The sequence below is a fragment of the Mycolicibacterium celeriflavum genome, assembly GCF_010731795.1.
Classification (GTDB): Bacteria; Actinomycetota; Actinomycetes; order Mycobacteriales; family Mycobacteriaceae; genus Mycobacterium; species Mycobacterium celeriflavum.
In genome coordinates this window covers 700,188-720,540 of sequence record NZ_AP022591.1, presented here as the reverse complement: position 1 = coordinate 720,540, position 20,353 = coordinate 700,188, and the positions used below count along the sequence as shown (strand labels likewise).

At 66.6% G+C, this 20,353-nt stretch carries 26 protein-coding genes; 12 read left to right on the top strand and 14 right to left on the bottom strand.

All coding sequences use genetic code 11. The features are described from left to right. Positions 1-14 precede the first annotated feature (14 nt). A complete protein-coding gene (locus G6N18_RS24865) occupies positions 15-167 on the bottom strand; it encodes a helix-turn-helix domain-containing protein (RefSeq protein ID WP_407663550.1) in 153 nt (50 codons plus the stop codon). 414 nt (positions 168-581) lie between these two features. Here G6N18_RS24865 and G6N18_RS03385 point away from each other — a divergent pair, with 414 nt between their 5' ends. Further along, positions 582-1,259, top strand: coding sequence for a class I SAM-dependent methyltransferase (locus G6N18_RS03385; RefSeq protein ID WP_083002752.1), 678 nt, complete (start codon positions 582-584; stop codon positions 1,257-1,259). Here G6N18_RS03385 and lhgO read toward each other — a convergent pair. After that, positions 1,228-2,451 (bottom strand): L-2-hydroxyglutarate dehydrogenase, encoded by a 1,224-nt coding sequence (gene lhgO / locus G6N18_RS03380; protein ID WP_083002755.1) that lies wholly within the window; start codon positions 2,449-2,451, stop codon positions 1,228-1,230. The two genes, G6N18_RS03385 and lhgO, sit on opposite strands and share 32 nt — an antisense overlap. Positions 2,452-2,613: 162 nt before the next feature. Here lhgO and ripD point away from each other — a divergent pair, with 162 nt between their 5' ends. Beyond that, entirely contained in the window at positions 2,614-3,156 is a 543-nt protein-coding gene (gene ripD / locus G6N18_RS03375; protein WP_067217295.1) for an NlpC/P60 family peptidoglycan-binding protein RipD, read from the top strand. 11 nt (positions 3,157-3,167) lie between these two features. Here ripD and G6N18_RS03370 read toward each other — a convergent pair whose 3' ends face one another. The 3 genes from G6N18_RS03370 to G6N18_RS03360 form a co-directional block, all read right to left on the bottom strand. Further along, a complete protein-coding gene (locus tag G6N18_RS03370; RefSeq protein ID WP_083002838.1) occupies positions 3,168-4,061 on the bottom strand; it encodes an RNA polymerase sigma-70 factor in 894 nt (297 codons plus the stop codon). Further along, positions 4,058-5,113 (bottom strand): NAD(P)/FAD-dependent oxidoreductase, encoded by a 1,056-nt coding sequence (locus G6N18_RS03365; RefSeq protein WP_308215052.1) that lies wholly within the window; start codon positions 5,111-5,113, stop codon positions 4,058-4,060. Before G6N18_RS03365 ends, G6N18_RS03370 begins: the two co-directional genes overlap by 4 nt. Before the next feature lie 178 nt (positions 5,114-5,291). Beyond that, positions 5,292-5,555, bottom strand: a complete 264-nt coding sequence (locus tag G6N18_RS03360; protein ID WP_133052460.1) for a hypothetical protein — start codon at positions 5,553-5,555, stop codon at positions 5,292-5,294. On the opposite strand from G6N18_RS03360, the gene G6N18_RS03355 reads away from it, so the two are divergent. Further along, positions 5,554-6,687: an acyl-CoA dehydrogenase family protein gene (locus G6N18_RS03355; protein ID WP_109749478.1), complete on the top strand. Its 1,134-nt coding sequence runs from the start codon at positions 5,554-5,556 to the stop codon at positions 6,685-6,687. The genes G6N18_RS03360 and G6N18_RS03355 overlap by 2 nt on opposite strands. Here G6N18_RS03355 and G6N18_RS03350 read toward each other — a convergent pair whose 3' ends face one another. The 4 genes from G6N18_RS03350 to G6N18_RS03335 form a co-directional block, all read right to left on the bottom strand. Continuing rightward, positions 6,688-7,647 carry a haloalkane dehalogenase gene (locus tag G6N18_RS03350; protein ID WP_083002840.1) on the bottom strand — a complete coding sequence of 320 codons (960 nt, stop codon included), beginning with the start codon at positions 7,645-7,647 and terminating at the stop codon, positions 6,688-6,690. A gap of 5 nt (positions 7,648-7,652) precedes the next feature. Next, positions 7,653-9,209 (bottom strand): class I adenylate-forming enzyme family protein, encoded by a 1,557-nt coding sequence (locus G6N18_RS03345; RefSeq protein ID WP_109749472.1) that lies wholly within the window; start codon positions 9,207-9,209, stop codon positions 7,653-7,655. 67 nt (positions 9,210-9,276) lie between these two features. Beyond that, the gene (locus G6N18_RS03340) at positions 9,277-10,236 is read right to left on the bottom strand and encodes an esterase family protein (protein WP_083002843.1); all 960 of its coding nucleotides are present in this window, start codon (positions 10,234-10,236) and stop codon (positions 9,277-9,279) included. A 330-nt stretch (positions 10,237-10,566) separates the two neighbouring features. Next, positions 10,567-11,214: an MOSC domain-containing protein gene (locus G6N18_RS03335; RefSeq protein ID WP_179962406.1), complete on the bottom strand. Its 648-nt coding sequence runs from the start codon at positions 11,212-11,214 to the stop codon at positions 10,567-10,569. A 127-nt stretch (positions 11,215-11,341) separates the two neighbouring features. Here G6N18_RS03335 and G6N18_RS03330 point away from each other — a divergent pair, with 127 nt between their 5' ends. After that, positions 11,342-11,776, top strand: a complete 435-nt coding sequence (locus G6N18_RS03330) for a DUF4383 domain-containing protein (protein ID WP_083002768.1) — start codon at positions 11,342-11,344, stop codon at positions 11,774-11,776. Between the two features lie 29 nt (positions 11,777-11,805). Here the strand turns inward: G6N18_RS03330 and G6N18_RS03325 are convergent, their stop codons facing one another. Continuing rightward, positions 11,806-11,946 (bottom strand): hypothetical protein, encoded by a 141-nt coding sequence (locus G6N18_RS03325; protein WP_163689800.1) that lies wholly within the window; start codon positions 11,944-11,946, stop codon positions 11,806-11,808. A 166-nt stretch (positions 11,947-12,112) separates the two neighbouring features. Between G6N18_RS03325 and G6N18_RS03320 the strand changes: the two genes are divergently transcribed. The 4 genes from G6N18_RS03320 to G6N18_RS03305 all read left to right on the top strand — a co-directional run bounded on the left by G6N18_RS03320 (position 12,113) and on the right by G6N18_RS03305 (position 15,193). Next, entirely contained in the window at positions 12,113-12,520 is a 408-nt protein-coding gene (locus G6N18_RS03320; RefSeq protein ID WP_133052461.1) for a hypothetical protein, read from the top strand. 118 nt (positions 12,521-12,638) lie between these two features. Next, positions 12,639-13,154 carry a hypothetical protein gene (locus G6N18_RS03315; RefSeq protein ID WP_083002770.1) on the top strand — a complete coding sequence of 172 codons (516 nt, stop codon included), beginning with the start codon at positions 12,639-12,641 and terminating at the stop codon, positions 13,152-13,154. A gap of 50 nt (positions 13,155-13,204) precedes the next feature. Next, a complete protein-coding gene (locus G6N18_RS03310) occupies positions 13,205-14,782 on the top strand; it encodes a threonine/serine exporter family protein (RefSeq protein ID WP_083002773.1) in 1,578 nt (525 codons plus the stop codon). Between the two features lie 81 nt (positions 14,783-14,863). Continuing rightward, positions 14,864-15,193, top strand: a complete 330-nt coding sequence (locus tag G6N18_RS03305; RefSeq protein WP_083002777.1) for a hypothetical protein — start codon at positions 14,864-14,866, stop codon at positions 15,191-15,193. Between the two features lie 14 nt (positions 15,194-15,207). Here G6N18_RS03305 and G6N18_RS03300 read toward each other — a convergent pair whose 3' ends face one another. The 3 genes from G6N18_RS03300 to G6N18_RS03290 form a co-directional block, all read right to left on the bottom strand. Beyond that, positions 15,208-15,855: an FKBP-type peptidyl-prolyl cis-trans isomerase gene (locus G6N18_RS03300; RefSeq protein ID WP_179962356.1), complete on the bottom strand. Its 648-nt coding sequence runs from the start codon at positions 15,853-15,855 to the stop codon at positions 15,208-15,210. Between the two features lie 37 nt (positions 15,856-15,892). Beyond that, positions 15,893-16,324: a nitroreductase/quinone reductase family protein gene (locus G6N18_RS03295; RefSeq protein WP_083002782.1), complete on the bottom strand. Its 432-nt coding sequence runs from the start codon at positions 16,322-16,324 to the stop codon at positions 15,893-15,895. A 78-nt stretch (positions 16,325-16,402) separates the two neighbouring features. Then, entirely contained in the window at positions 16,403-16,786 is a 384-nt protein-coding gene (locus G6N18_RS03290) for a VOC family protein (protein WP_083002785.1), read from the bottom strand. A gap of 92 nt (positions 16,787-16,878) precedes the next feature. Between G6N18_RS03290 and G6N18_RS03285 the strand changes: the two genes are divergently transcribed. Then, positions 16,879-17,505 (top strand): class I SAM-dependent methyltransferase, encoded by a 627-nt coding sequence (locus tag G6N18_RS03285; RefSeq protein WP_083002787.1) that lies wholly within the window; start codon positions 16,879-16,881, stop codon positions 17,503-17,505. A 2-nt stretch (positions 17,506-17,507) separates the two neighbouring features. Next, the gene (locus G6N18_RS03280; RefSeq protein ID WP_083002790.1) at positions 17,508-17,837 is read left to right on the top strand and encodes a carboxymuconolactone decarboxylase family protein; all 330 of its coding nucleotides are present in this window, start codon (positions 17,508-17,510) and stop codon (positions 17,835-17,837) included. Between the two features lie 141 nt (positions 17,838-17,978). Here the strand turns inward: G6N18_RS03280 and G6N18_RS03275 are convergent, their stop codons facing one another. After that, positions 17,979-18,461, bottom strand: a complete 483-nt coding sequence (locus tag G6N18_RS03275; RefSeq protein ID WP_083002793.1) for a MarR family winged helix-turn-helix transcriptional regulator — start codon at positions 18,459-18,461, stop codon at positions 17,979-17,981. Between the two features lie 96 nt (positions 18,462-18,557). Between G6N18_RS03275 and G6N18_RS03270 the strand changes: the two genes are divergently transcribed. Continuing rightward, positions 18,558-19,190: an NADPH-dependent F420 reductase gene (locus G6N18_RS03270; RefSeq protein WP_083002797.1), complete on the top strand. Its 633-nt coding sequence runs from the start codon at positions 18,558-18,560 to the stop codon at positions 19,188-19,190. A gap of 38 nt (positions 19,191-19,228) precedes the next feature. Then, on the top strand, positions 19,229-20,173 hold the full coding sequence (locus tag G6N18_RS03265; protein ID WP_083002801.1) for an SDR family oxidoreductase: 945 nt from the start codon (positions 19,229-19,231) through the stop codon (positions 20,171-20,173). Positions 20,174-20,353: the final 180 nt, after the last annotated feature.

Below are 20,353 nucleotides of genomic sequence, written 5' to 3'. Positions count from 1 at the left end.
TGACGCTGCCGTTATCAGCCGGGCCGACCGCGCCAACTGCGCGGGGAGGTGCCGTGCATCCGGCGGAACTGCCTGGAGAAGTAGCCGGGATCCGCTATCCCGACCTGACGCGCCACCTCCTGGATCGACAGGTCGGTATCGGCCAGCAGCCGGCGGCTCTCGGCCATGCGCCGTTCGATGATCCACTCCTGCACGGTGCGCCCGGTGCGCCGGCCACGGCGACTCCCCGTCCTCGCCCAGCGCCACGGGGTCGAAGAAGACTCCGACACCGTCGCCGGAGCGGTCCACCCGGCTCGGATCGAGCACCTCACCGGCCGCTGCGACATAGACGACCCCGGCCGACGAGACGTACCACAAGGCGGGAAAGTCGTGGATGTGGCGACCCCGCTCGAGCACCTCATCCCGGCCGGCGCGGACCACCGAGACGGGGGGGTGTGTCGGGACCCGTCGGATACTGGTACATCGGTACGCCACTTCGATGCCTGACCAACCGGGATGCCAGCGCCATATGACGAAAGATAGTCCTGGTTTCTGCAAAAATCACCCAACTTACCTAGGGTGCAGGCGTTCACGATGGAAGCATGACCGAAGATCATCCAAACTCTGTCACCGGCGCCATGGGTAACCGACACGACTATTTACCCCCCGCGGGCCACGATGCATTTCTGCCGGGCTACGACCTGCTGACCCGATTGTTGGGCATGAACAGGGTCTACGACGCCCTCATCAACCAGGCCGACCTCGCGGCCGCGAGGTCGGTGCTCGAAGTCGGTTGCGGGACGGGAAATGTCAGTATCCGCGCGCAGCGCCGCTATCCGGCCCTGACGACCGTCGGCTGCGATCCCGACCCGCGAGCGCTTACCCGTGCTCAACGAAAGGCTCGCGGCTTGACGGGAATTCGGTTCGAACGGGGCTACGTCCAGAAGCTTCCGTATGCCGAAGGCGAGTTCGACCGGGTGCTGTCGTCGATGATGTGGCACCATCTGGATGGCGATGTGAAAAGCGAAGCCGCACGGGAAATCTTCCGTGTCCTACGGCCCGGCGGCAGCCTGTACCTCGTCGATGTCGGAGGCGACATGACCGCCGACGACGGGCTGGCGGCACGACGCATGCTCCGCAGCGCACATGTCGCGGGCAATCTCGGCGACGCGATTCCGCGGCTGTTGCGCAGCGTCGGCTTCGATTGCAGCGAGGTCGACACTCAACGGCATCGCTTGGTCGGCAGGCTTACCTACTACCGGGCTGTTCGCCCGACGTGAGCGTGGCGACGATGTGTTCGGCGATCGCCAGTGCGGACGTCGCGGCCGGCGACGGCGCATTACGGAGTAGGACAACGCGATCGCGGATGCTGATCCGGAAGTCGTCGACGAGTCCGCCGTCGGCGTCGAGGGCCTGGGCCCGCACGCCCGCGGTGCCGGGCACCACGTCGTCGTCACGCAATGCAGGCACATAGGCACGGGCGGCCGTGATGAACCGTCGCCTGGACAAGGAACCGGCCACCTCCCGGATTCCCGTGCGCCAGTGCCGCCGGGCGAACCGCCAGAAGGCCGGCGTTCGCGCGATTTGGACCGCATCCGGCATCGACACCGTGCGCCACGAATAGCCCTCTCGCGCGAGTGCCAGCACGGCGTTGGGTCCGATCAGCACCTCGCCGTCCACCCGCGGGGTGAGGTGGACTCCGAGGAAGGGATAGCGCGGGTCGGGCACGGGATACACCAGTCCGTTGACGAGATCGCGCCGGTGCGGTTTCAAGGTGTAGTACTCGCCGCGGAACGGCATGATCACCGGATGCGGGTCGTCACCGGCCATCTCGGCCAGCCGGTCGCTCTGCAGACCGCCACACACGACGACCCGGTCGAATGCGGCCTCTTCGCCGCCGGCCGCTGTGCGGGCGCTGATCACCACTTGGGCATTGCCGGGCCGTATGTCCGTTATCTCATGTCCCAGAAGTACTTTCGCGCCTGAGTCCACGGCATCGGCGGCAAGTGCCCTTGTCACCTCGGCGTAGTCGACGATCGACGTGGACGGCGAGTGCAGCGCGGCGAGACCTCGCACATTGGGCTCGAGTTCGCCAAGTTCCCCCGCGCCGATGATCCGTACTCCCGGAACACCGTTGGCCAGTGCCCGTTGCTCGATGTCGGCAAGCCGCACCCGCTCTTCGTCGGTGAGTGCCACCAACACCTTGCCGCAGGCGACCCTACGGATCCCGCGCTCGGCACAGAACGCCTCGAGTAGCTTTACCCCGCGACGACAGAGCACCGCCTTCTGCGAACCGGGTTGGTAGTACAGGCCCGCGTGCACCACGCCGCTGTTGCGTCCGGTCTGGTGTGACGCGAGGCGGTCTTCCTTCTCGAACAGCGTTACCCCGCAGTCCGGGCGGCGCCGCAGAATCTCCCGGGCCACCGCGGCGCCGAGGATGCCGCCGCCGACCACCGCGACCCGTTCACTCATAGCCAGTCCAGCGCTGGCATCGGGGGAGTAATCACTGTTCGGTTACGGTACTGCATCTCATTAACTCTGAGCCATGCGCGAATTGGCATCTTCGGCGGTTCTGACGGTACAAGTGAGTACAGCGCCATCGGTATGCGCGCAGTCGAGAAAGTTGACCTACCCATGAGATGCATCTACGCCTTGGTGATCGGTGTCGCCCTGTTGGTGACCATCCCTGGGGTGGCCGCCGCCGCGCCGTCCCCCCGGTCCGCGGCCAACCAGCAGGCCGTTGACTCCGTGATCGCGCGCGGCCTTTCGCAGCGCGGTGTGCCCTTCTCGTACGGCGGTGGTGACGCCAACGGGCCCACCAAGGGTAGCGGCACCGCCGACAACGTCGCGGGGCTGGACCGCGAGGGTCACGTCGTCGGGCTCAACCCGGCAGTCAGCACCGTCGGTTTCGATGCCTCCGGTCTGATGGTCTATTCCTTCGCCGGCATCGGGGTCAAGCTGCCGCGGTCGTCGGGCGCGCAGTACACCGTCGGTCAGAAGGTGTTGCCGTCGGAGGCATTGCCCGGTGATTTGATCTTCTACGGCCCCAACGGAAATCAGAGCGTCGCGCTTTACCTCGGCAACGGGCAGATGCTGGAGGCCACCGAGCCCGCCGTCACGGTCTCGGCGGTGCGCACCACCAACATGGCACCGTACCTGGTCCGCATCATCAAGTAAGCGCGACGAACTCAGAGCCTGGGGATCCCGTCTGCGACGGCACTCAGCTTGTCGGGATTGGCGACGTTGTGAATGGTCGCGATGCGGCCCTCGTCGTCCAGATCGACGGTTAGAGTCGCGATGATCCGGCCGGCACCCCGCAGGACCATGCCCGGCCCACCGTTGATCTCCACGACTTCTGCTGCCATGTCGCTGATCTCGACGCCCTCGTACGGCCGCCTGGCGTTTCCGGCCAGCCACCTGGCGACGTTTCCGGCGCCGATGACCGGACGCATCGCCTGACGCACCTTCCCGCCGCCATCGGTCCACAGCGTGACCTCCGGCGCGAGAAGTTCCATGAGCGCGTTGATGTCACCGCCGACGGTGGCGGAGAAGAATTGTTCGGTGGCCTGCCGCTTCCTGACCCGATCCGCCTCGAACCTCGGCCTGCGGGCCCGGACGTGTTCACGGGCCCGGTGCGCGGCTTGGCGCACCGCCGACTCCGAACGCTCGACCGCTTCGGCGATCTCGGCGTAACTGAAGTCGAACACGTCCTTGAGCACGAACACCGCGCGTTCCAATGGGCTGAGCGTCTCCAGCACGACGAGCATCGCCATGGACACCGAATCGGCGGTGGCGACGTTGTCGGCGGCGTCGACGTCGGTCAGGATCGGCTCCGGAAGCCATGGTCCCACATAGGTTTCGCGCTGACGGCGGGTCGCACGTAGCCGCTCCATCGACAGGTTCGACACGATGCGAGCCAGATACGCTTTCGGGTCGGACACCTGTGACCGATCGTCCGCCGACCACTTGAACCAGGCGTCCTGCACCGCATCCTCGGCGTCGGCGGCCGAACCGAGGATGCGGTACGCGATGGAGAAGAGCAGGTTGCGGTGATCGGCGAACGCCTGCTGGTCGGCGTTCATCTCGTGGATCGGCCGCCGCGGCGCCACATGGCTGCGCCGATTGCCGGGACCAGTTTCAACAGGCGGTAGGTCATCCACAGGCTCGAACTCACCGTCTCTTTGTACGCCGCCGCGACCGGGCCGGCCAAGTAGAACCGTCCCGGGGCGTCGTCGGCGCGGGTGAACTGGATGACAGCGTCGTGGCGGCCCAAGCTCACCGGTTGGTGAACATATCCGAAGCGGAACCTCTTGGGGCTCTTGCCTTTCAGATCTCGGGCGATTGACGCCGCGGCGTGCACCGCGGTGGGTATGCCGCTCTGGCAGGTGCCGTGGATGACACCGTAGCCTTGGCGGACGGCGGCCGCGTCGCCGACCGCGTAGATGTTCGGCCGGGTGACCGAGCGCAATGACGCGTCGGTGAGGATGCGGCCGCGGTCGTCGACAGCCAGCCCAGCGGTCGCGGCCAGGGGGGAGACCCGCACGCCGGTCGTCCACAGCACCGCCCGCGCACTGACGACTTCCCCGTCGGCAAGCGCGACGCCGTCGGCCATCACCTTCACGATGTCGACGCCGGCGCGTACCCGCACGCCTAGCCGCTCCAGCCCCGCGTGCACCCGCGCTCGCGCCCGCTCACTCATCATCGAACCGGGAACCTGGCGGCTCAGCAGGACCACATCGAGTTCGGGATGCTGCTCGGCGATCTCTGCTGCGGACTCGATGCCCGTGAGCCCGCCTCCGGCGACCACGACGGTGCCGTCGCCGAGGCGGTCCAGCTGCGCGGCGAGCAGTTGGGCGTCGTCGGCGCTGTCCAGCGTGTAGGCGAACTCGTCGGCACCCGGCACGCTGCCGGTGTCGGCGACACTGCCCAGCGCGTACACCAGCGTGTCGTAGCGCAGGGTTGTCGTGTCGTCGACGCGGATGGTCTGCGCCTCTGCGTCGATGCCCGTCACCCAGCCTTGGACGAACTCGACGCCGGTACCGGCGAGCCGATCGGAAATCTGCAGGCCTTTCAGCGCCTGCCCCGGACGCGACTTGGTGCAGCCGGAGCCGTTCGGTGAACCGGGCCTGGGCACTGACCAGGGTGATGTGGACGTCGTCGCGGCGCTTCAGGCGCCCGGCCAGGCCGGTGGCCGCCGCCATACCGGTGTAGCCACCACCGAGGATGAGGATCTCGTACATGGTGTTGCCTTTCTCGTTCTCCGTTGACAACCCCAAGACGTATCCGGTCACCCAATTTGTGACATGTCGGCGCTATGGCACGGAAAAGCGCAGCTCGGCGCTGCCGATCTGGTTGAGCGGGTCGGGGATCACCGCTGCGGCTTGCACCCCGCCGTCGCCCTCGGTCGCGGCCGCCACCGTCGCGATCACTGCTGCGGCATTCATCTGCATGCGAGAAGTAGATCGTGCCGGCGCCGATACCGATCCCAACATCGCCGCGACGGTCTTCTGATAAAGAGGACGGGTGACGTCGACATTGGGATCTGCCGAGAGCATCGCGGGGCGGGTCCGCACCATGCGCGAGACCGTACTGGGCGAGGCCGGTGAGTCGGAGCGGCTGCGCACGCTCAGCCCGGCGGTCGTCGAGGCGATGTGGGATGCCGGGCTGATGACGGCGTTCAACCCCGCACCCGCGGGCGGGGTAGAGCCGTCGTTCGCCGAGATGATCGAGACCTGGATCGAAATGGCTTGGCAGGACGGCTCGTTCGGGTGGGTCGGTATCGCCAACCTGCCGTCGTCGTTCGCCGCGGCCGCCTACCTGCCCGACGCCGGATTCGCCGAGGTGTTCACCGCACACGACAATCGCGTGACCATGGGCGGGCAGTTCTTCCCCAATGGGCAGGGCACCGCCGTACCGGGCGGTTACCGGCTGACCGGGTCGTGGAGCTTCGGGTCGGGAATCGGGCATTCGCAATACGTCGCCGCGGGCTTCCTGCCGATGGACGGCACCGAGATGCGCTGGGTCAGCGAAGGGGTGCCGGACATGCAGGTCGCGGTGCTCCCGCGCGAGCAGGTGAGCTTCAACGACGGGTGGCACGTGCAGGGACTCAAGGGGACGGGCTCCTACGACTACAGCGTCGATGACGTGTTCGTGCCGGCTGAACGGACTTTCGCGTTGTTCACCCGTGAGCCGCTGCGCGGATCGTCGCCCGCGACGCGGATGGGAATGATGCCGGTCACCGCCGCCGGTCATGCGTCGTGGGCGCTCGGGGTGGCCAAGAGCATGCTCGACGACGTCCAAGAGCTTGCCGAGACAAAGTTCCGGATGAGCGACATGGCGTCGCTGGCCAGTCGGCCGACCTTCCAGAAGGGGCTGGCCCACCACGTCGCGGCGTGGCGGGCAGCGCGGCTGCTGGTGCTCGACGCGTTCGAGACGGCCGAAAGCGCTGTCGGAGCGGGGCAAGCTCTGACCCCGGCGCTGCGCGCAGACATGCGAGTGGCCGCCGTCTACGCCACCGACGTGGCCCGCCAGTGTGCGGAGTGGGCACATCTGGTCGCGGGCACCAGCTCGATTCGCGAGGGCACCCGCCTGGAACGAGCGTTCCGCGACATGTACACCGGCACCCAGCACGCGTTCATCAGCGAGAAAATAGCGATCGACGCGGCCCAGATCTGGCTCGGCGTCATCGACGACCAGTTCGGCCTCTAGTCAGCCTGTGCGCGCGACGAACTCGGCGATGATGCGGCCGAGTTCCTCACCCTGTTGCTCCTGGACGAAATGGCCGGCACCGGCCACTGTCGTGTGGGGTTGGCCCTTCGCGCCCGGAACGTGCTCGGTGAACACCTTGTCCCAACCGCGCGTTGCCGGATCCCCGTCGGAGTACGCGGTGAGGAACGGCCGCCGCCACTCACCCAGCGCGGCCATGGTGGTACGACCGATGGCGGCCCCGCGATCGTTACGTGTCAACGGAATCAACGCGATCATCTGGCGCAGCCCGGCCGTGAACCTGCGGTCGGGAAACGGTGCGTCGTAGGCGGCGAGGACATCTGGCCTCAACGGCCCGGCCACCGCGTCGAGAAAGAAGCTCGGAACCAGTTCCGGTGAGCGTTGGTAGTACGCCACGTAGTCGAGCAGAGTCTCCTGGTGGATGACCTGTCCATCGCCGACCGCGTGGTGGGGCCACTCCAACTTTCCCGCAAGGCCGGGGTCGCACGTGTGCAGGATGGTATTCGTCGCAACGACGCGCGCGAACCGGTCGGGATCGCGGGCCAGCACGCTGAGCCCGATGGGTCCGCCCCAGTCCTGCACGACCAGCGTGACATCCGACAGGTCCAGTCGGGTGATCGCGCTGTGCAACCAGTCGATGTGCCGGTCGAACGTGTAGTCCGTCGGGTCGGTCAGCTTGTCGGACCGGCCGTAGCCGATGTGGTCCGGCGCGATCACTCGTAGTCCTGCGGCGAGCAGCACGCCAATGACGTGCCGGTAGAGATACGACCAGGTGGGCTGACCGTGCAGCAGCAAGGCAACAGGCGCCTCGGGCGGGCCTTCGTCGACGTAATGCATCCGCAGTGGGCCGGTTCCGCGCGATTCGACCTCGACGTAGCGGGGCTCGAACGGATAGTCGGGCAGCACCGCGAAGCGCTCGTCCGGAGTCCTGATCACGGCCATCGGGGTCACCTGCTGGTGGAATCGAGGGCGCCGTCAACGATCATGGCGCGCAGCGTCTTTCGGTCGAACTTCCCGCTGGGCAGTATCGGGATACGATCGCTGGAGGCCGCTATCCAGCGTGTGGGCACCTTGTAGGCCGACAGGTGCGCGCGGGTGTGGGCGGCCAGCGAATCGAAATCGATGCTCGCGCCGACCGGCACGACGACCGCACACACTTCCTCCCCACGCGTGGGGTCGTCGACGCCGAGCACGAGACACTGTGCCACGTCGGGGAATTCGGCGACGACGGCCTCGACCTCCAGCGGCGACACGTTGGCGCCCGCGGCCTTGATCAGCTCGGTGGTCCGCCCGACGTAGAACAGTCGTGGGTCGCCGTCGCGGCGGTAGACGCGATCACCGGTGTGGTACCAGCCGTTTTCGTCGAACGTCTCCCACCGCTCCCGTTTGTTGTAGCCCGTCATCACGCCGATGCCGCGGACGAGCAGTTCACCGACCGCCCCGTCGGCGACGTCGTTGCCCTCGTCGTCGACGATGCGCATGTCGGTGTACGCGAAGCCGCCCGCCGTCTCGGACATGGTGCGGTGCACGGGAAATCCGTCGGGCACGCCGACCATCGCGATGTCGAGCGGCCCGTCGCACAGCGCCGGCGCACTGCTCAGATCGCGGTCACTGAAGCTGGGATGCTCACGCAACCGCTGGGTGAACGCCGGCCATCCGACAACCCCTGCAGCCCGCTCCCGTTCGATCATGTCCAGCGCAGTCTCGGCGTCCAGGCGTGGCATCGCGAGCACGGTGACGGGTTCGTGCAGTGCCCCGGTGGCGGCGAGCAGCCCGCCGACCCAGAAGAACGGCATCGCGCACAGGATGCGCGGCGGCCCTTCACTTTTGGTCAGCGCGCGGATGGCGCCCGGCCACGTCGACGTCTGCCGCACCAGCGTGCCGTGGGTGTGCATGACGCCTTTCGGGTCCGCGGTCGAGCCCGAGGTGTGGATGACGACGGCGAGATCGGCAGGGGAGACCTCGGCCTCGGCGGCGGTCAGCACCTCGGCAGGGACACCGTCGGCATCGCTGTCCCAACGAGTGGCCCAGCCGGGAACCGGATCGTCGACGAACACGATGCGGCGCAGGTAGGGCGCGGCCGCCAGGGCCAGCCGTCCGGCCGGCTGGCTTGCCAACTCGGGCCAGGCCGCCTCGAAGCGCTCGCCGACGTCGATGGTCAGTACCCGCCTGGGAGCGATGAGGATCGCGATGTCGGCCAGCCGCGCCACTTTGGCGATCTCCGCTGGCGTGTAGAGAGTGCTGAGGGGGACGGCAATCGCGCCGATGCGCGACACCGCCAGCCACCAGATGACCCAGTCGACCCCGTTCGGGAAGAACAGCCCGACGCGCGTGCCTTTGCCGACGCCCGCGCGCAGCAGCCATTGCGCAAGGCGCGCCGAGCGCTGCTGCGCCTCTCGGTAGGTGAGCCGATCCGCCGGGGTGATCAGGTAGAGGTGCTCGCCGAACTCTTCGCAGGCGCGCTCGAGGAGCTTGGGGATTGTCGGGCGTGGCTGCTGCGTCACGCAGTGATTGTCTCCGACGCGCGCTGGGCGACCGCACAAGGCGGCCGCCCAGCGGCGTCTGCTGACCTCAGGCGCCCAGCGTGGCCTGGATGTCGCCCTTCATCGCGTTCAGTTGCGAACCCCAGTAGCCCCACCCGTGGGTGCCGTTGGCCGGGAAGTTGAACGTGCCGTTGCTTCCGCCCGCGGCCTCGTAGGCGGCCTGGAAGTTCTTGTTGCTGTCCAGCGTGATGGTCTCGAGGAACTGGCCGGCGATGTCGCCGCCACCGCCGAGTTCCGACGGGACGCCGTTGCCGCAGTACACCCAGATGCGGGTGCCGTTGCTCACCAACCGGCCGACGTTGACCGTCGGATCATTGCGCTGCCACGCCGGTCCGCCGGGCGGGCCCCACATCGCGGTGGCGCTGAAGCCGCCCGCGTCGCGCATCGCGACGCCGACCAGCAGCGGCCAGACGCCCTCGGAGAGGTTCAGGAAGCCCGACAGCGATGCCGCGTAGCGGAACTGGCCCGGGTGGTAGGCGGCCAGGATCAGCGCCGCACTGCCCGACATCGACAACCCCACGACGGCGTTGCCGCTGGACGAGATGCCTTTGTTGGCGGCGAGATATGCCGGCAACTCCGAGGTGAGGAAGGTCTCCCACTGATAGGTGTAGGTGCCGCCGTTGCCCACCGCCGGACTCTGCCAGTTGGTGTAGAAGCTTGACATGCCGCCGACAGGCATCACGACCGACAGCCCCGACTCGAAATAGTTCTCGAACGCCGCGGTCTCGATGTCCCAGCCGCTGTTGTCGTCACGGGCACGCAACCCGTCGAGCAGGTACACCGCATGGGTGCCGCCGCCCTGGAATTTGACCGGGATGTCGCGGCCCATCGCGGCCGACGGGACCATGAGCGTCTCGACCGGCAGACCCGGTCGCGAATACGCCGCAGCGGTGGACGATCCGCCCGCTACTGCGACCAGGGCCGGAATCATCAGGGCCACCATGGCGCCGGCCATCAGCCGGCGCGCCCAACTGTGTAGCAATGTCATCGCCTGGACTTTCGTGTTGAGGGATACCGCCGAGCGGTCGTCGCGGACGTGCCGGACCGGCGCCGGTGGCCGGCCGCCGACCAGATGCTGCTGCTTCACACCTGCCGCGTACGGCGAGAACCGCCGCGCAACCGCTGCTGACTGTTTGTCGGCCCCGGACAACACCGCGTTACGGAAACCGTGCAATCGAAGCTGTGAGCGTCACCGTTCGGTAATCGGCGACTTTCTCCGGTGCACCCGTGCGGCGAATAGCGTCGGTGGTGCCGAGACGAAGTTGTCGAGATGACACCTGTTGTTCTGGGAGGGATGGAGCGATCCGAACGCCGGGCGCTAGCCGTGACGCCTAAGCGCGTAGGCCTTGAGTTCGGCCGACAGGGCGTCGGCGGTGAGCAACTGTGGAAGCAGCGACGGGTCGGACATCCGAGCTCGGAAGGCCATCTCGATGGTGACGTCGTGTTCGGGGCGGTCCTCGACGTAGATCTCGTCGCCCGCGCGCACCGTTCCGGGTGTGATAACCCGAAGATACGCACCGGGTTTCGCGGCTTCGGTGAAGGTCTTGATCCAACGGTCCAGTTGCAGGAAGGCCGAGAAGGTGCGACACGGCGTGCGGGGCGCCGACACTTCGAGCAGCAGTCCGTCGGTGCCGACGCGCCAGCGTTCGCCGATCCGCGCCTGCGTGACGTCGACCCCTGACGTGGTGAGGTTCTCGCCGAACATGCCGTTGATGAGCGGGCGATCCAGCCGGGTTTCCCACTCGTCGAGGTCTTCTCGTGCGTATGCGTACACCGCTTGGTCATCCCCGCCGTGCAGCTTCGGATTACCGATGGTGTCGCCGACGAGTCCGCTGCCCAGACCGCCCCTCATCGGGCCAGGCGCGCGCACCATCACCTCGTCGTCGGCGGCCACCTTGTCGATGCCCGTCGACCTCGACGGCGCGTCCGGATTCACCCGCACTCGAGCGACATTCACCGACAGCACTTTCGTCACCCGCACAGAGTAACGGCGGCCGGTGCGGCGACGCGGTTCGAGAATAGCGACTTCACGATTTCTACTACGTAGCGTAGTATTCATCGCGAAGCCGCCGACTCCAATCGAGGTGTGTGCCGTGAAGTGGAGTTTCGCCCAGGTCGGTCTGCTGATCATTGCCACCTTTCACGTCATCCAGGCGGTGATCGGGTTCATCGTCGAACCGAGTTTTGCGACCGGCCCGGACGCGCCGACCGCGCAGATCCTCGGAATGGATTACAACGGCTGGCATGCGGTCGCCGGGCTGGCACTGTTCGGGCCGGGACTGATTTTCGCGATGCGTAAGTCGTGGTCGGTGCTGTACCTGCTCGCCGCGGCGGTGGCGGGCGCGCTGCCGGGCGTCTGGGCGTTCTTCTCGCACCAAGTCGCCTATGTGTTCACGTTTCCCAACAACATCACCGACGCGGTCGTGCACCTGGTGACCGCCGCGGTGATGGTGGCGGTGGCCGGTATTCAGATCCGCATGGATGGCGGCTTACGCAACTCGCTTGCCGATCTGCGTCGGGGACCCTGACCCGTGAATCGGTTCATTTCGATGACGGATCAGCCCGAAGCGTCCTGATCGTCGGCCGAGGGCACGCCTTCCGGCGGAGGCGTGGAATACGCCGGAGCGGTCGGCGGCACCGACTGTCCAACGTCATCGCCCTGTGAGGTTTCCTCCCGGGGAGGTTCGGGTGAGCTCATCGATTCTCTCCTGGTCCATAAGGCTTCCTGCACTGCGATACCCAGCGGCCGACCCGGGAAACGCCGGCGCCACACACTCGCTTGTTGTGATCGGTAGCCGAACAGACTTCGTGCAATTGCCGCGACGGCGCCGAGCGTCGGCGACGATGAACACGAGGGACCGGCCATGACCACAATTCTCAAGACGAGGCGAACGCTTGGCGTGGCATTGATGTCGGTCGGCGTTGCGATCGCCGGTGTCGGATTGGCGACGGGCACTGCCCAAGCGCTTCCAGGCCGGCCGGTGCCGATGCAGGCCTGGCCCGGGTGTCCGGAGGAAAGCCCCGCGGGTCCATGTCGCTGGTGTCCGGGGGACCCGCCGGTGCAGACCGGCAATCTGCGGGTCAACCCGGTGGTATGGGACCAAACCGTTTGCCACACTTACTGGTACGTCTACCACGGGCAGGGCAACGTCGCCCAGAACATCTTCGAGGGAGCGGCGCCACCGCCGCCACCTCCGCCGCCGCCCAACTTCACTCCGCCGTTGCCGCCGGGCTGGTGCTGGTCACTTTTCCTTCCCGGGCCGTGCCCCTAAGACCGCGCGAAGCCGGACATCGTTGCGTAGCAACGTAATACACTCACCGGCGGAGTCGATACAGCCAAGCGGTGAACAAGCGCGTCATTGGCGGCGATCGCCGGTATGGTTAATCGCCATGCCGCACTCGGCCTTCGGTCACTCGGACTGCGAGCGCATCGCGGACGGAGTGTTGGCACAACCCGTCCTGGCGCTCACCAGTTTGGCGTACGTAGCCGCCGGCGTGGCCGTTCTGTGCTGGGCACTGCGGGGCAGGGGAGTGTTGGCGGCAGCGGCAGGCGGCACGCTTGTCGCAGTGGGCTTCGGCAGCATCGCCTACCACGGGCCCCAGCCGGAGTGGGCGGGTCTGGTTCACGACTGGCCCATCGTCGCCGCGGCGGCGGTGTACACGGTCGGCTTGGTCCGCGGCGTACGCGGGAAGCGGCGGTCGGCCTGGTTCACAGCGGCAGGCATTCTCGCGCTCGGCGTGGCGGCCTACGTGGCAGGACGATCCGGCTCGCCGCTGTGTCGACCGGACAGCCTGTGGCAGTACCACGGCGCTTGGCACATCCTCTCGGGCACCGCAGGGGGAGTGGCCGCCTGGGCCATGATGTCCGCCCGAGGGCCGGCGCAGATGACGATCGCCGGCGACTAGCACAGCGCTGGATGCGTCGCTGTGAGGCGACGACAGTATCCTGCACGTCAATGGCGCTTGATCGAACGCCCGACACCGGTCGCGTCCGCCGCGGCTTGCGAAATGCACTGCGGGGCCGCCGCGATCCGGCACCCATTGCCGGCCAGCGGCGGCGGTCTTCGGACGGAATGGGTGACGTGCACACCCGCAAGGTTCTCGACCTCACGATCCGCCTCGCAGAGGTGATGCTCTCATCGGGGTCAGGAACAGCGGACGTCGTCGCCACCGCCCAGGACGTGGCTCAGGCGTACCGACTGACCGACTGTGTCGTCGACATCTTCGTCACTACCGTGATCGTGTCGGCGTTGCCGACCGCCGACAGCCCTCCCGTCACCATCGTGCGAGCCGTGCACAACCGGTCGACCGACTACACCCGACTCGGTGAACTCGACCGACTCGTTCAGCGGATCACCTCCGGCGGTGTGACCGTCGACCAGGCCCACGAAGCCATGGACGAGCTCACCGAACGGCCGCACCCGTACCCCCGCTGGCTGGCGACAGCGGGGTGGGCCGGCTTCGCTCTGGGCATCGCCATGCTCCTCGGGGGCGGCTGGTTGACCTGCTTGTTGGCCGCTGCGACGTCGGCGGTCATCGACCAGGTAGGCAGGCGTCTCAACCGCATCGGCACACCGTTCTTCTTCCAGCACGTCACCGGTGCGGCGATCGCCACGTCGGTCGCCGTGGCGGCTTACCTCTATGCCGATCTGGGACCGACCGCGCTGGTTGCCACCGGCATCGTGATGCTGCTGTCCGGATTGACGTTGGTCGGCGCGATGCAGGACGCGGTGACGGGCTACATGTTGACCTCGATCGCCCGGCTCGGCGAAGCGGTGTTGCTGACATCCGGAATCGTCGTGGGCATCATCGCGGGACTGCAGATCGCCGAAATCGCAGGCATCTCGATTTCGCTGCACGTGGATGCGACCGAATCCTTCATCGCTCCGAGCGGAGCGTTGCCGATCTCCTTGGCCGTCTTCGGTGCGGCGCTGGCGGGCGCATGCCTGACCGTGGCGAGCTACGCACCGCTGCGAGCCATCGCCACCGCCGGACTCGCGGCCGGGCTCGCCGAGGCTGTGCTGGTCGCATTGAGCAAGGCAGGATTCGGTCAGATTTTCGCCAGCGGGGTCGCCGCGGTCGGTGTGGGTCTGGTCGCCACGCTGATCTCGATCCGGCGGCAAGCTCCCGCCTTGGTGACGGCCACCGCGGGCATCATGCCGATGCTGCCGGGCCTTGCGGTTTTCCGCGCCGTGTTCTCGTTCGCCGTCGACGGTGACGTCGACAATGGCCTGCGCCAGATGATGTCGGCGATCGCCATAGCTCTCGCCCTCGGCAGCGGTGTGGTGCTGGGGGAGTTCCTCGGTTCACCGCTGCGTTACCGCGCCGGCCGGATCGGCGACTTCCTCCGCAAGGAGGGACCGCCAGGCCTCCGCCGGGCCGTTGGCCGTGTCGTTCGGCTTCGGCCCGCCGAAAGCCATCCGACGACCGGGGTGCCGAGGACGCGAAGCGTGGCGCTGGAACCGGCGCCGACCGATGGCCCCGACGACGAAAGCGGCGACGCGCCCGACAGCGACGAAGCCGAGAAGCAGTGAAACTAGAGTGGCGTTTGGCCACTTTCGAAGAAGGTTATAAATTCAAGTATCCGATTCGGTCTCAACGCTGGAGGCGTGCTCATGAGCTTTCTCAAGACCGCTCTACCTGCGGTGGCAGTCGCAGGTGGGCTGACCGCAGGAGTTCTCGGCCTGGGTGCTCCGGCAAGCGCCCAGCCGCCGCCGCCACCGCCGCCCGCGCCGCCGGCGCTGGCGGCAGAGTCGCCCCAGGCGGCACCGCGCCCGGCGCCGCCGCCCGGCGAACCGGTTCCGCCCTGGGCGCCGCCGAAACCCGCCGAGTTCTGGATCGGCGAGCCCGTCGTATGGATCTCCGGCTGGGGCGGACGTTGGGGTGTGTGGAAGAACGGTCAGTTCATCACGCTGTCGTCAAACGTCGTCACCGGTGGCGGCTGACCCCGTCTCGAGAATCAGCTCGAGGCGTCCAGGATTTTGATCGCGAAGATCAGTGAGTCGCCGGGCTGGATCCCAGCGGCCGGCTGACCTTCGGGATAGCCGTCGGCAGACGTCATCGCGACGGCGACCGTCGATCCGACCTTCTGTCCGGCGATCGCCTTCTGGAAGCCCGGCACGACGCCGTCAAGGGGGAAATCGACCGGCATGCCGCGTTCGTAGCTGTTGTCGAACACGGACCCGTCGCGTCCGTTGACGCCCATGTAGCAGACGAAGACCGTCGCCGTGTCTGCGACGACCGGTCCGTCGCCGGGCTGCAACGTGTGCACCTGGGTCTCACTCACGCTGAACGGTGGCTCGACCTTGATGAGCGGTGCCGCCGTCGCGGTGGAACCGGTGACCGCGACGCTGCCGGTGTCCCCGTTGAACGTCCACTCCGGCGTGCCACCGTCTTGCGGCGGCGCCGTCGGACACGTTGCGGCGGCCGGGTCGGCCGTTTCGGTGACCGACGGGATGAACTCGTCGGCGAGGGAGGACGTGGTGGTCGATGACGTGGTGGTTGTCGACGAAGCTTCCGTATCGGAGCCGCACGCAGCGAGCGTCATGGTCAAGGAGGCAGCACAGGCCGCGAGCGCCACGGAAGAAGACACACGAGATAGGTTCACGGCCGTCACGCTACCGACAGCCGCAACAACGCCGCCGCTAGGTGCGCTTGAGTGCGAGAACCGGGATGGTGCGGATACCCGCGGTCTTCTTTTCGTAGTCGGCGAAACCAGGATAGCGACGGGCTTGTTCGCTGAAGATGCGATCGCGGTCGGCGCCGGTGACCTCGCTGACGCTGACGGTGTGGGTGTCGGTACCGAGTTCGATCTGCGCGGTTCCGGCCGCGGTGAGGTTGTAGTACCACGCAGGATTGGTCGGTGCGCCTGCCTTGGAGGCGAAGACGTAGATGGTGTCAGGATCGTCGTCGTCGTCTGGCAGGTACATCATGGGCGTGACGCTCTGCTTGCCGGTTTTGCGGCCGGTGTGGTGGACGAGGACCATTGGAGCGCCCTCGAAGTTGCCGCCCACCCGACCGCCGTTGGCGCGGAACTCGTTGATTATCTGGGTGTTCCAGTCATCAGGTGCGCTCATCGTGGTGTACTCCCGTGCTCGGTGCTCAGATGGTCGTCGAGGTTGTCTATACCGACCCTATGACGGTGTGCCGATTGGTCATCGAGACTTGGACTCGTCGCTGTCCTCCAGGTAGACCAAGCCGTTGCCGTCGGGGTCGGTGAAGGAGAACATCGCCGGCACTCCCTCCATCAGGACCAGCGTTTCATTGTGCAGGGTGACCCCCGCCTTACGGATCGTGTCGTGGGCTTGTTGGGCATCCGTGGTGCCCAACCGGATCGCGACCGGGATCTGGCTGTCCGGCGGCAGAAGCACCAGGGCGACACTCGAGCCCGGCGGCACGACCTCGATCATTCGCGCACCCGGCCAAACCTCCACGTCGGTGCGGAGTTCGAAACCCAACACCTCGGTGTAAAACTTCAGCGCGGCGTCCTGGTCAGCCACCGGAACCGACACACTCAGCACTCTCGTTGTCATCGTCATGCTCAGTAAGACTGCGCCGCAGACCGAGACTCATCGCCGTGCCACCAAGTCGCCGGCACGCCGATCGGCTTACCGGTGTTAGCGTCGCGCTTGTGGGAGCAGAGCGGCCGCAGCGCTGGAACCACAACATTCACTACCACCGGCTCGTACTCGATGCCGTGCCTGTGGAAGCTTGCTCCGCGCTCGACGTGGGGACGGGGAACGGATTGCTCGCCGCCGATCTAAGTCAGAAAGTCCCGGAGGTCGTGGCGATCGACGTGGATGACGACGTGCTGGCAGCCGCGCGCGAGGAAGTAGACGATGTCGACTGGATTCTCGGCGATGTCATGGCCTACCGATTCCAGCGCACGTTCGACGTGGTCGCATCCGTCGCAGCGTTGCACCACCTGCCTGATCTCAGGTCCGCTCTGCGACGTTTCGCGGAGTTGACATCACCCGGGGGTGTTCTGGTTGTGGTAGGCCTGGCGCGCTCGACACGTCCCCGCGACTTCGCTATCGACGTCCTCGGTGTCGTCCAGCACCGGTGGCTGTCGTGGCGCCGAGGCTATTGGCAGCACACAGCGCCGATCGCATGGCCGCCACCTCACTCGTATTCGGAAGCGCGCCAGTGTGCGGCAGAGGAGCTTCCCGGTGTGCAATGGCGACGGCTGCCAATGTTTCGCTATGCGTTGACCTGGAGAAACCTCCCGATCGACCGGGCCGGAATGAGAAAGGTGTAGCGATGCATTCGCACGAAGAGGACGTGCAGTTCATGAGCGACCTGCGTGAGTCGGCTCCCGAGATGGTCTCTGCCTTCTTTGGTTTCGACAAGGCTGTGTTCGGTAAGAACTCAGGCAACCTTGAACTCGCCACCCGTGAGCTCATCGCGGTGGGAGTGGCCGTCACAACGCAGTGCCCATACTGCATTGCCGATCATGCAAAGCGAGCCGTGCAGGCGGGAGCGACGAAGTCGGATGTCGCCGAGGCCGTGATGGTCGCGGCAGCATTGCGTGCCGGAGGCGGGGTGACTCATGGTTGGAAGGCCATGAGGAGCATCGCCGACAGCGAGTGATCGGCCTGCGCATTGACCGTGCACTGATGGTTGGACACGCAAGTTCGGCCCTGGCGTAGTTGAGCATTACCGGCAAGGTGAACTGGCAAATACCCCTGGTGTAGCAGTCTAGATGGGCGAAATACGTTGAGCTGATGGAGGTTACGAAGGCTCTTCGTCGGCGGGGGAGTCGTCATTTGTGCCCAGGTGGTGCAGCACTCGTTCGTTGAGGGTGGTGATCATGTCGAGCTCAGCCGGGGTGAACAGGTCGATGAAGTTGCGGCGGACGTCCTCTACGTGGCTCGGTGCCGCCTCCTCGATAGCGGCGCGTCCCGCTGGCAGCAGACAGACCATGGTGCTGCGGGCGTCGTTTGGGTTGGGCTCGCGGCTGATCAGCCCGTCCTTCTGCATGCGCCGCACATGGTGGGAGAGACGGCTCTTCTCCCAGGCCAGTGCGTTGCACAGGGCTTGGGCGGGCATGCGGCCTGCGTCGTGAGCCGAAAGCGCCGCCAGGACCTCGTAGTCGGCCCCGGACAGGCCCGATTTCTGCAGGCGGCGGCTCAGGTGGACTTCGATCTGTTGATGCGCGTGTATGAACGCCCGCCAGGCGCGGTCTTCACGAGCGTTCAACCAGTTCGGCTCCATCGGCCTCCATGCTACCCGATTGGTTGACGCATCAACATTCTGGGCATATGGTTGACGCGTCAACATTTCTGATAGCCAACCAAGACGGGATATGTCATGAGCAGCATCAGCATCATCGGCACCGGCAACATGGCCAGCGCCCTGGCCGGCCGGGCGCTCGCTGGCGGCAACGCAGTCGAGATTGTCGGCCGCGACCCGGCCAAAGCCAAGAAATTGGCCGCCGTGCTCGACGGCGCCACTGTCGGGACGGCCGGGACCACGCCGGCGGGGGACATCGTCATCCTCACCGTGCCGTACACCAACGCCGCGACGGTAATTGGCGAGTACGGGGATTCCCTGCGCGGCAAAGTCATCGTCGACATCACCAACCCCGTCACCCCCGATTTCACGGGCTTCGTCACACCAGAGGGCAGTTCCGGGGCGCAGGAGATCGCCAAGGCCGCCCCCGCCGGCGCGCATGTCGTCAAGGCGTTCAACACACTGTTCTCCGGCGTCTTGGCGACCGGCCCAGCCGGGGATCGCCCACTGGATGTGTTCATCGCCGGCGACGACGCGCAGGCAAAGGCACGCGTGTCGACATTCATCGAGAGCCTCGGACTGCGCCCGATGGATACCGGTCAGCTGGCAATGGCGCGTGCCCTGGAGAACGTCGCCCTGATGCAGCTGGGCCTCGTCGCCCACTCCGTCAAGCACACCGACTTCGTCCTCGGCGTCAGCATTCTGCGCTGAGCACCCGCACCACCACCTACCCTCAAAAGGACAGCAGCATGCGAGTTTTCGTCACTGGCGGGACCGGCCATTCCGGTTCGTACATCATCCCCGAGCTCGTCGCCGCCGGGCACGAGGTCACCGGCCTGGCCCGGTCGGACACGGCTGCGGCGGCGGTGTCCGCGCTCGGCGCGAAGGTGCGTCGCGGCAGCCTCGAGGATCTCGACGGGCTCAAGGAGGCGGCCGCAGACTCCGACGGCGTCATCCACGTCGCACACAGGCAAGACCTGCTTCCGTCCGGCGGGATCGACGCCGTGGCCGCCGCGGAGCTGCCGGTCGTCCTCGCGTACGGCGAGGCGCTGGCGGGCACCGGAAAGCCACTGGTCGCGGCCGGCAGTATGGGCTCGCCCGGGACACTGGGCCGGCCGGCCACCGAGGAGGACCCTGCCCTTCCCGGCGGCGATGAGTTCAAGGGCACTCTGCGGGTTCGTAACGTCGTAGAGCGCGCCGTAGTCGGCCTCGCCGAGCAGGGAGTCCGGTCTTCGATCGTGCGGCTTCCCACCATCGCGCACAGCACGACCGATCGTGCCGGTTTCCTCCCCTCGCTGATCGCGCTCGCGCAGGAGAAGGGCTTCGCCGGCTACCCCGGAGACGGCGCGAACCTGTGGGGCGCCGTGCACATCCGCGATGTCGCCTCCTTGTTCCGCTTGGCGCTGGAGAAGGGCCCGGCCGGCAAATATTGGCACGCGATTGAGGACGGGGGCATCCCGTTCCGCGAGATCGCCGAGGCCATTGGCAACCGTCTGGGCCTGCCCACCGTGAGCGTTCCCGCCGACGTCATGATGCTGCCGGGATACTTTGGGTTCCTTGCGAATCTGGTCACGATGGACATTCCGGCGAGCAACCTCATCACGCGCCGGACGCTCGGCTGGGAACCCGCTCAGCCAAATCTGCTCGCCGACCTGGACAACGGCAATTACTTCTCCAGCCGGCTGACGGCCTAGTCGTGACCACCATGTGTCAGACACCTCTGCCGTCCGGCGTTGCGCTGCAGCGGAACCTTGCGGATTTCATCGGCATGCGGTCCCGGGAACTGCGCACGAACGGGGAGTGACGGACATTTGCTGGCGTTCGTTAGAAAACCTTGGGGCACAATAGTTTTCGACAGAGGGGGACTATCGGCT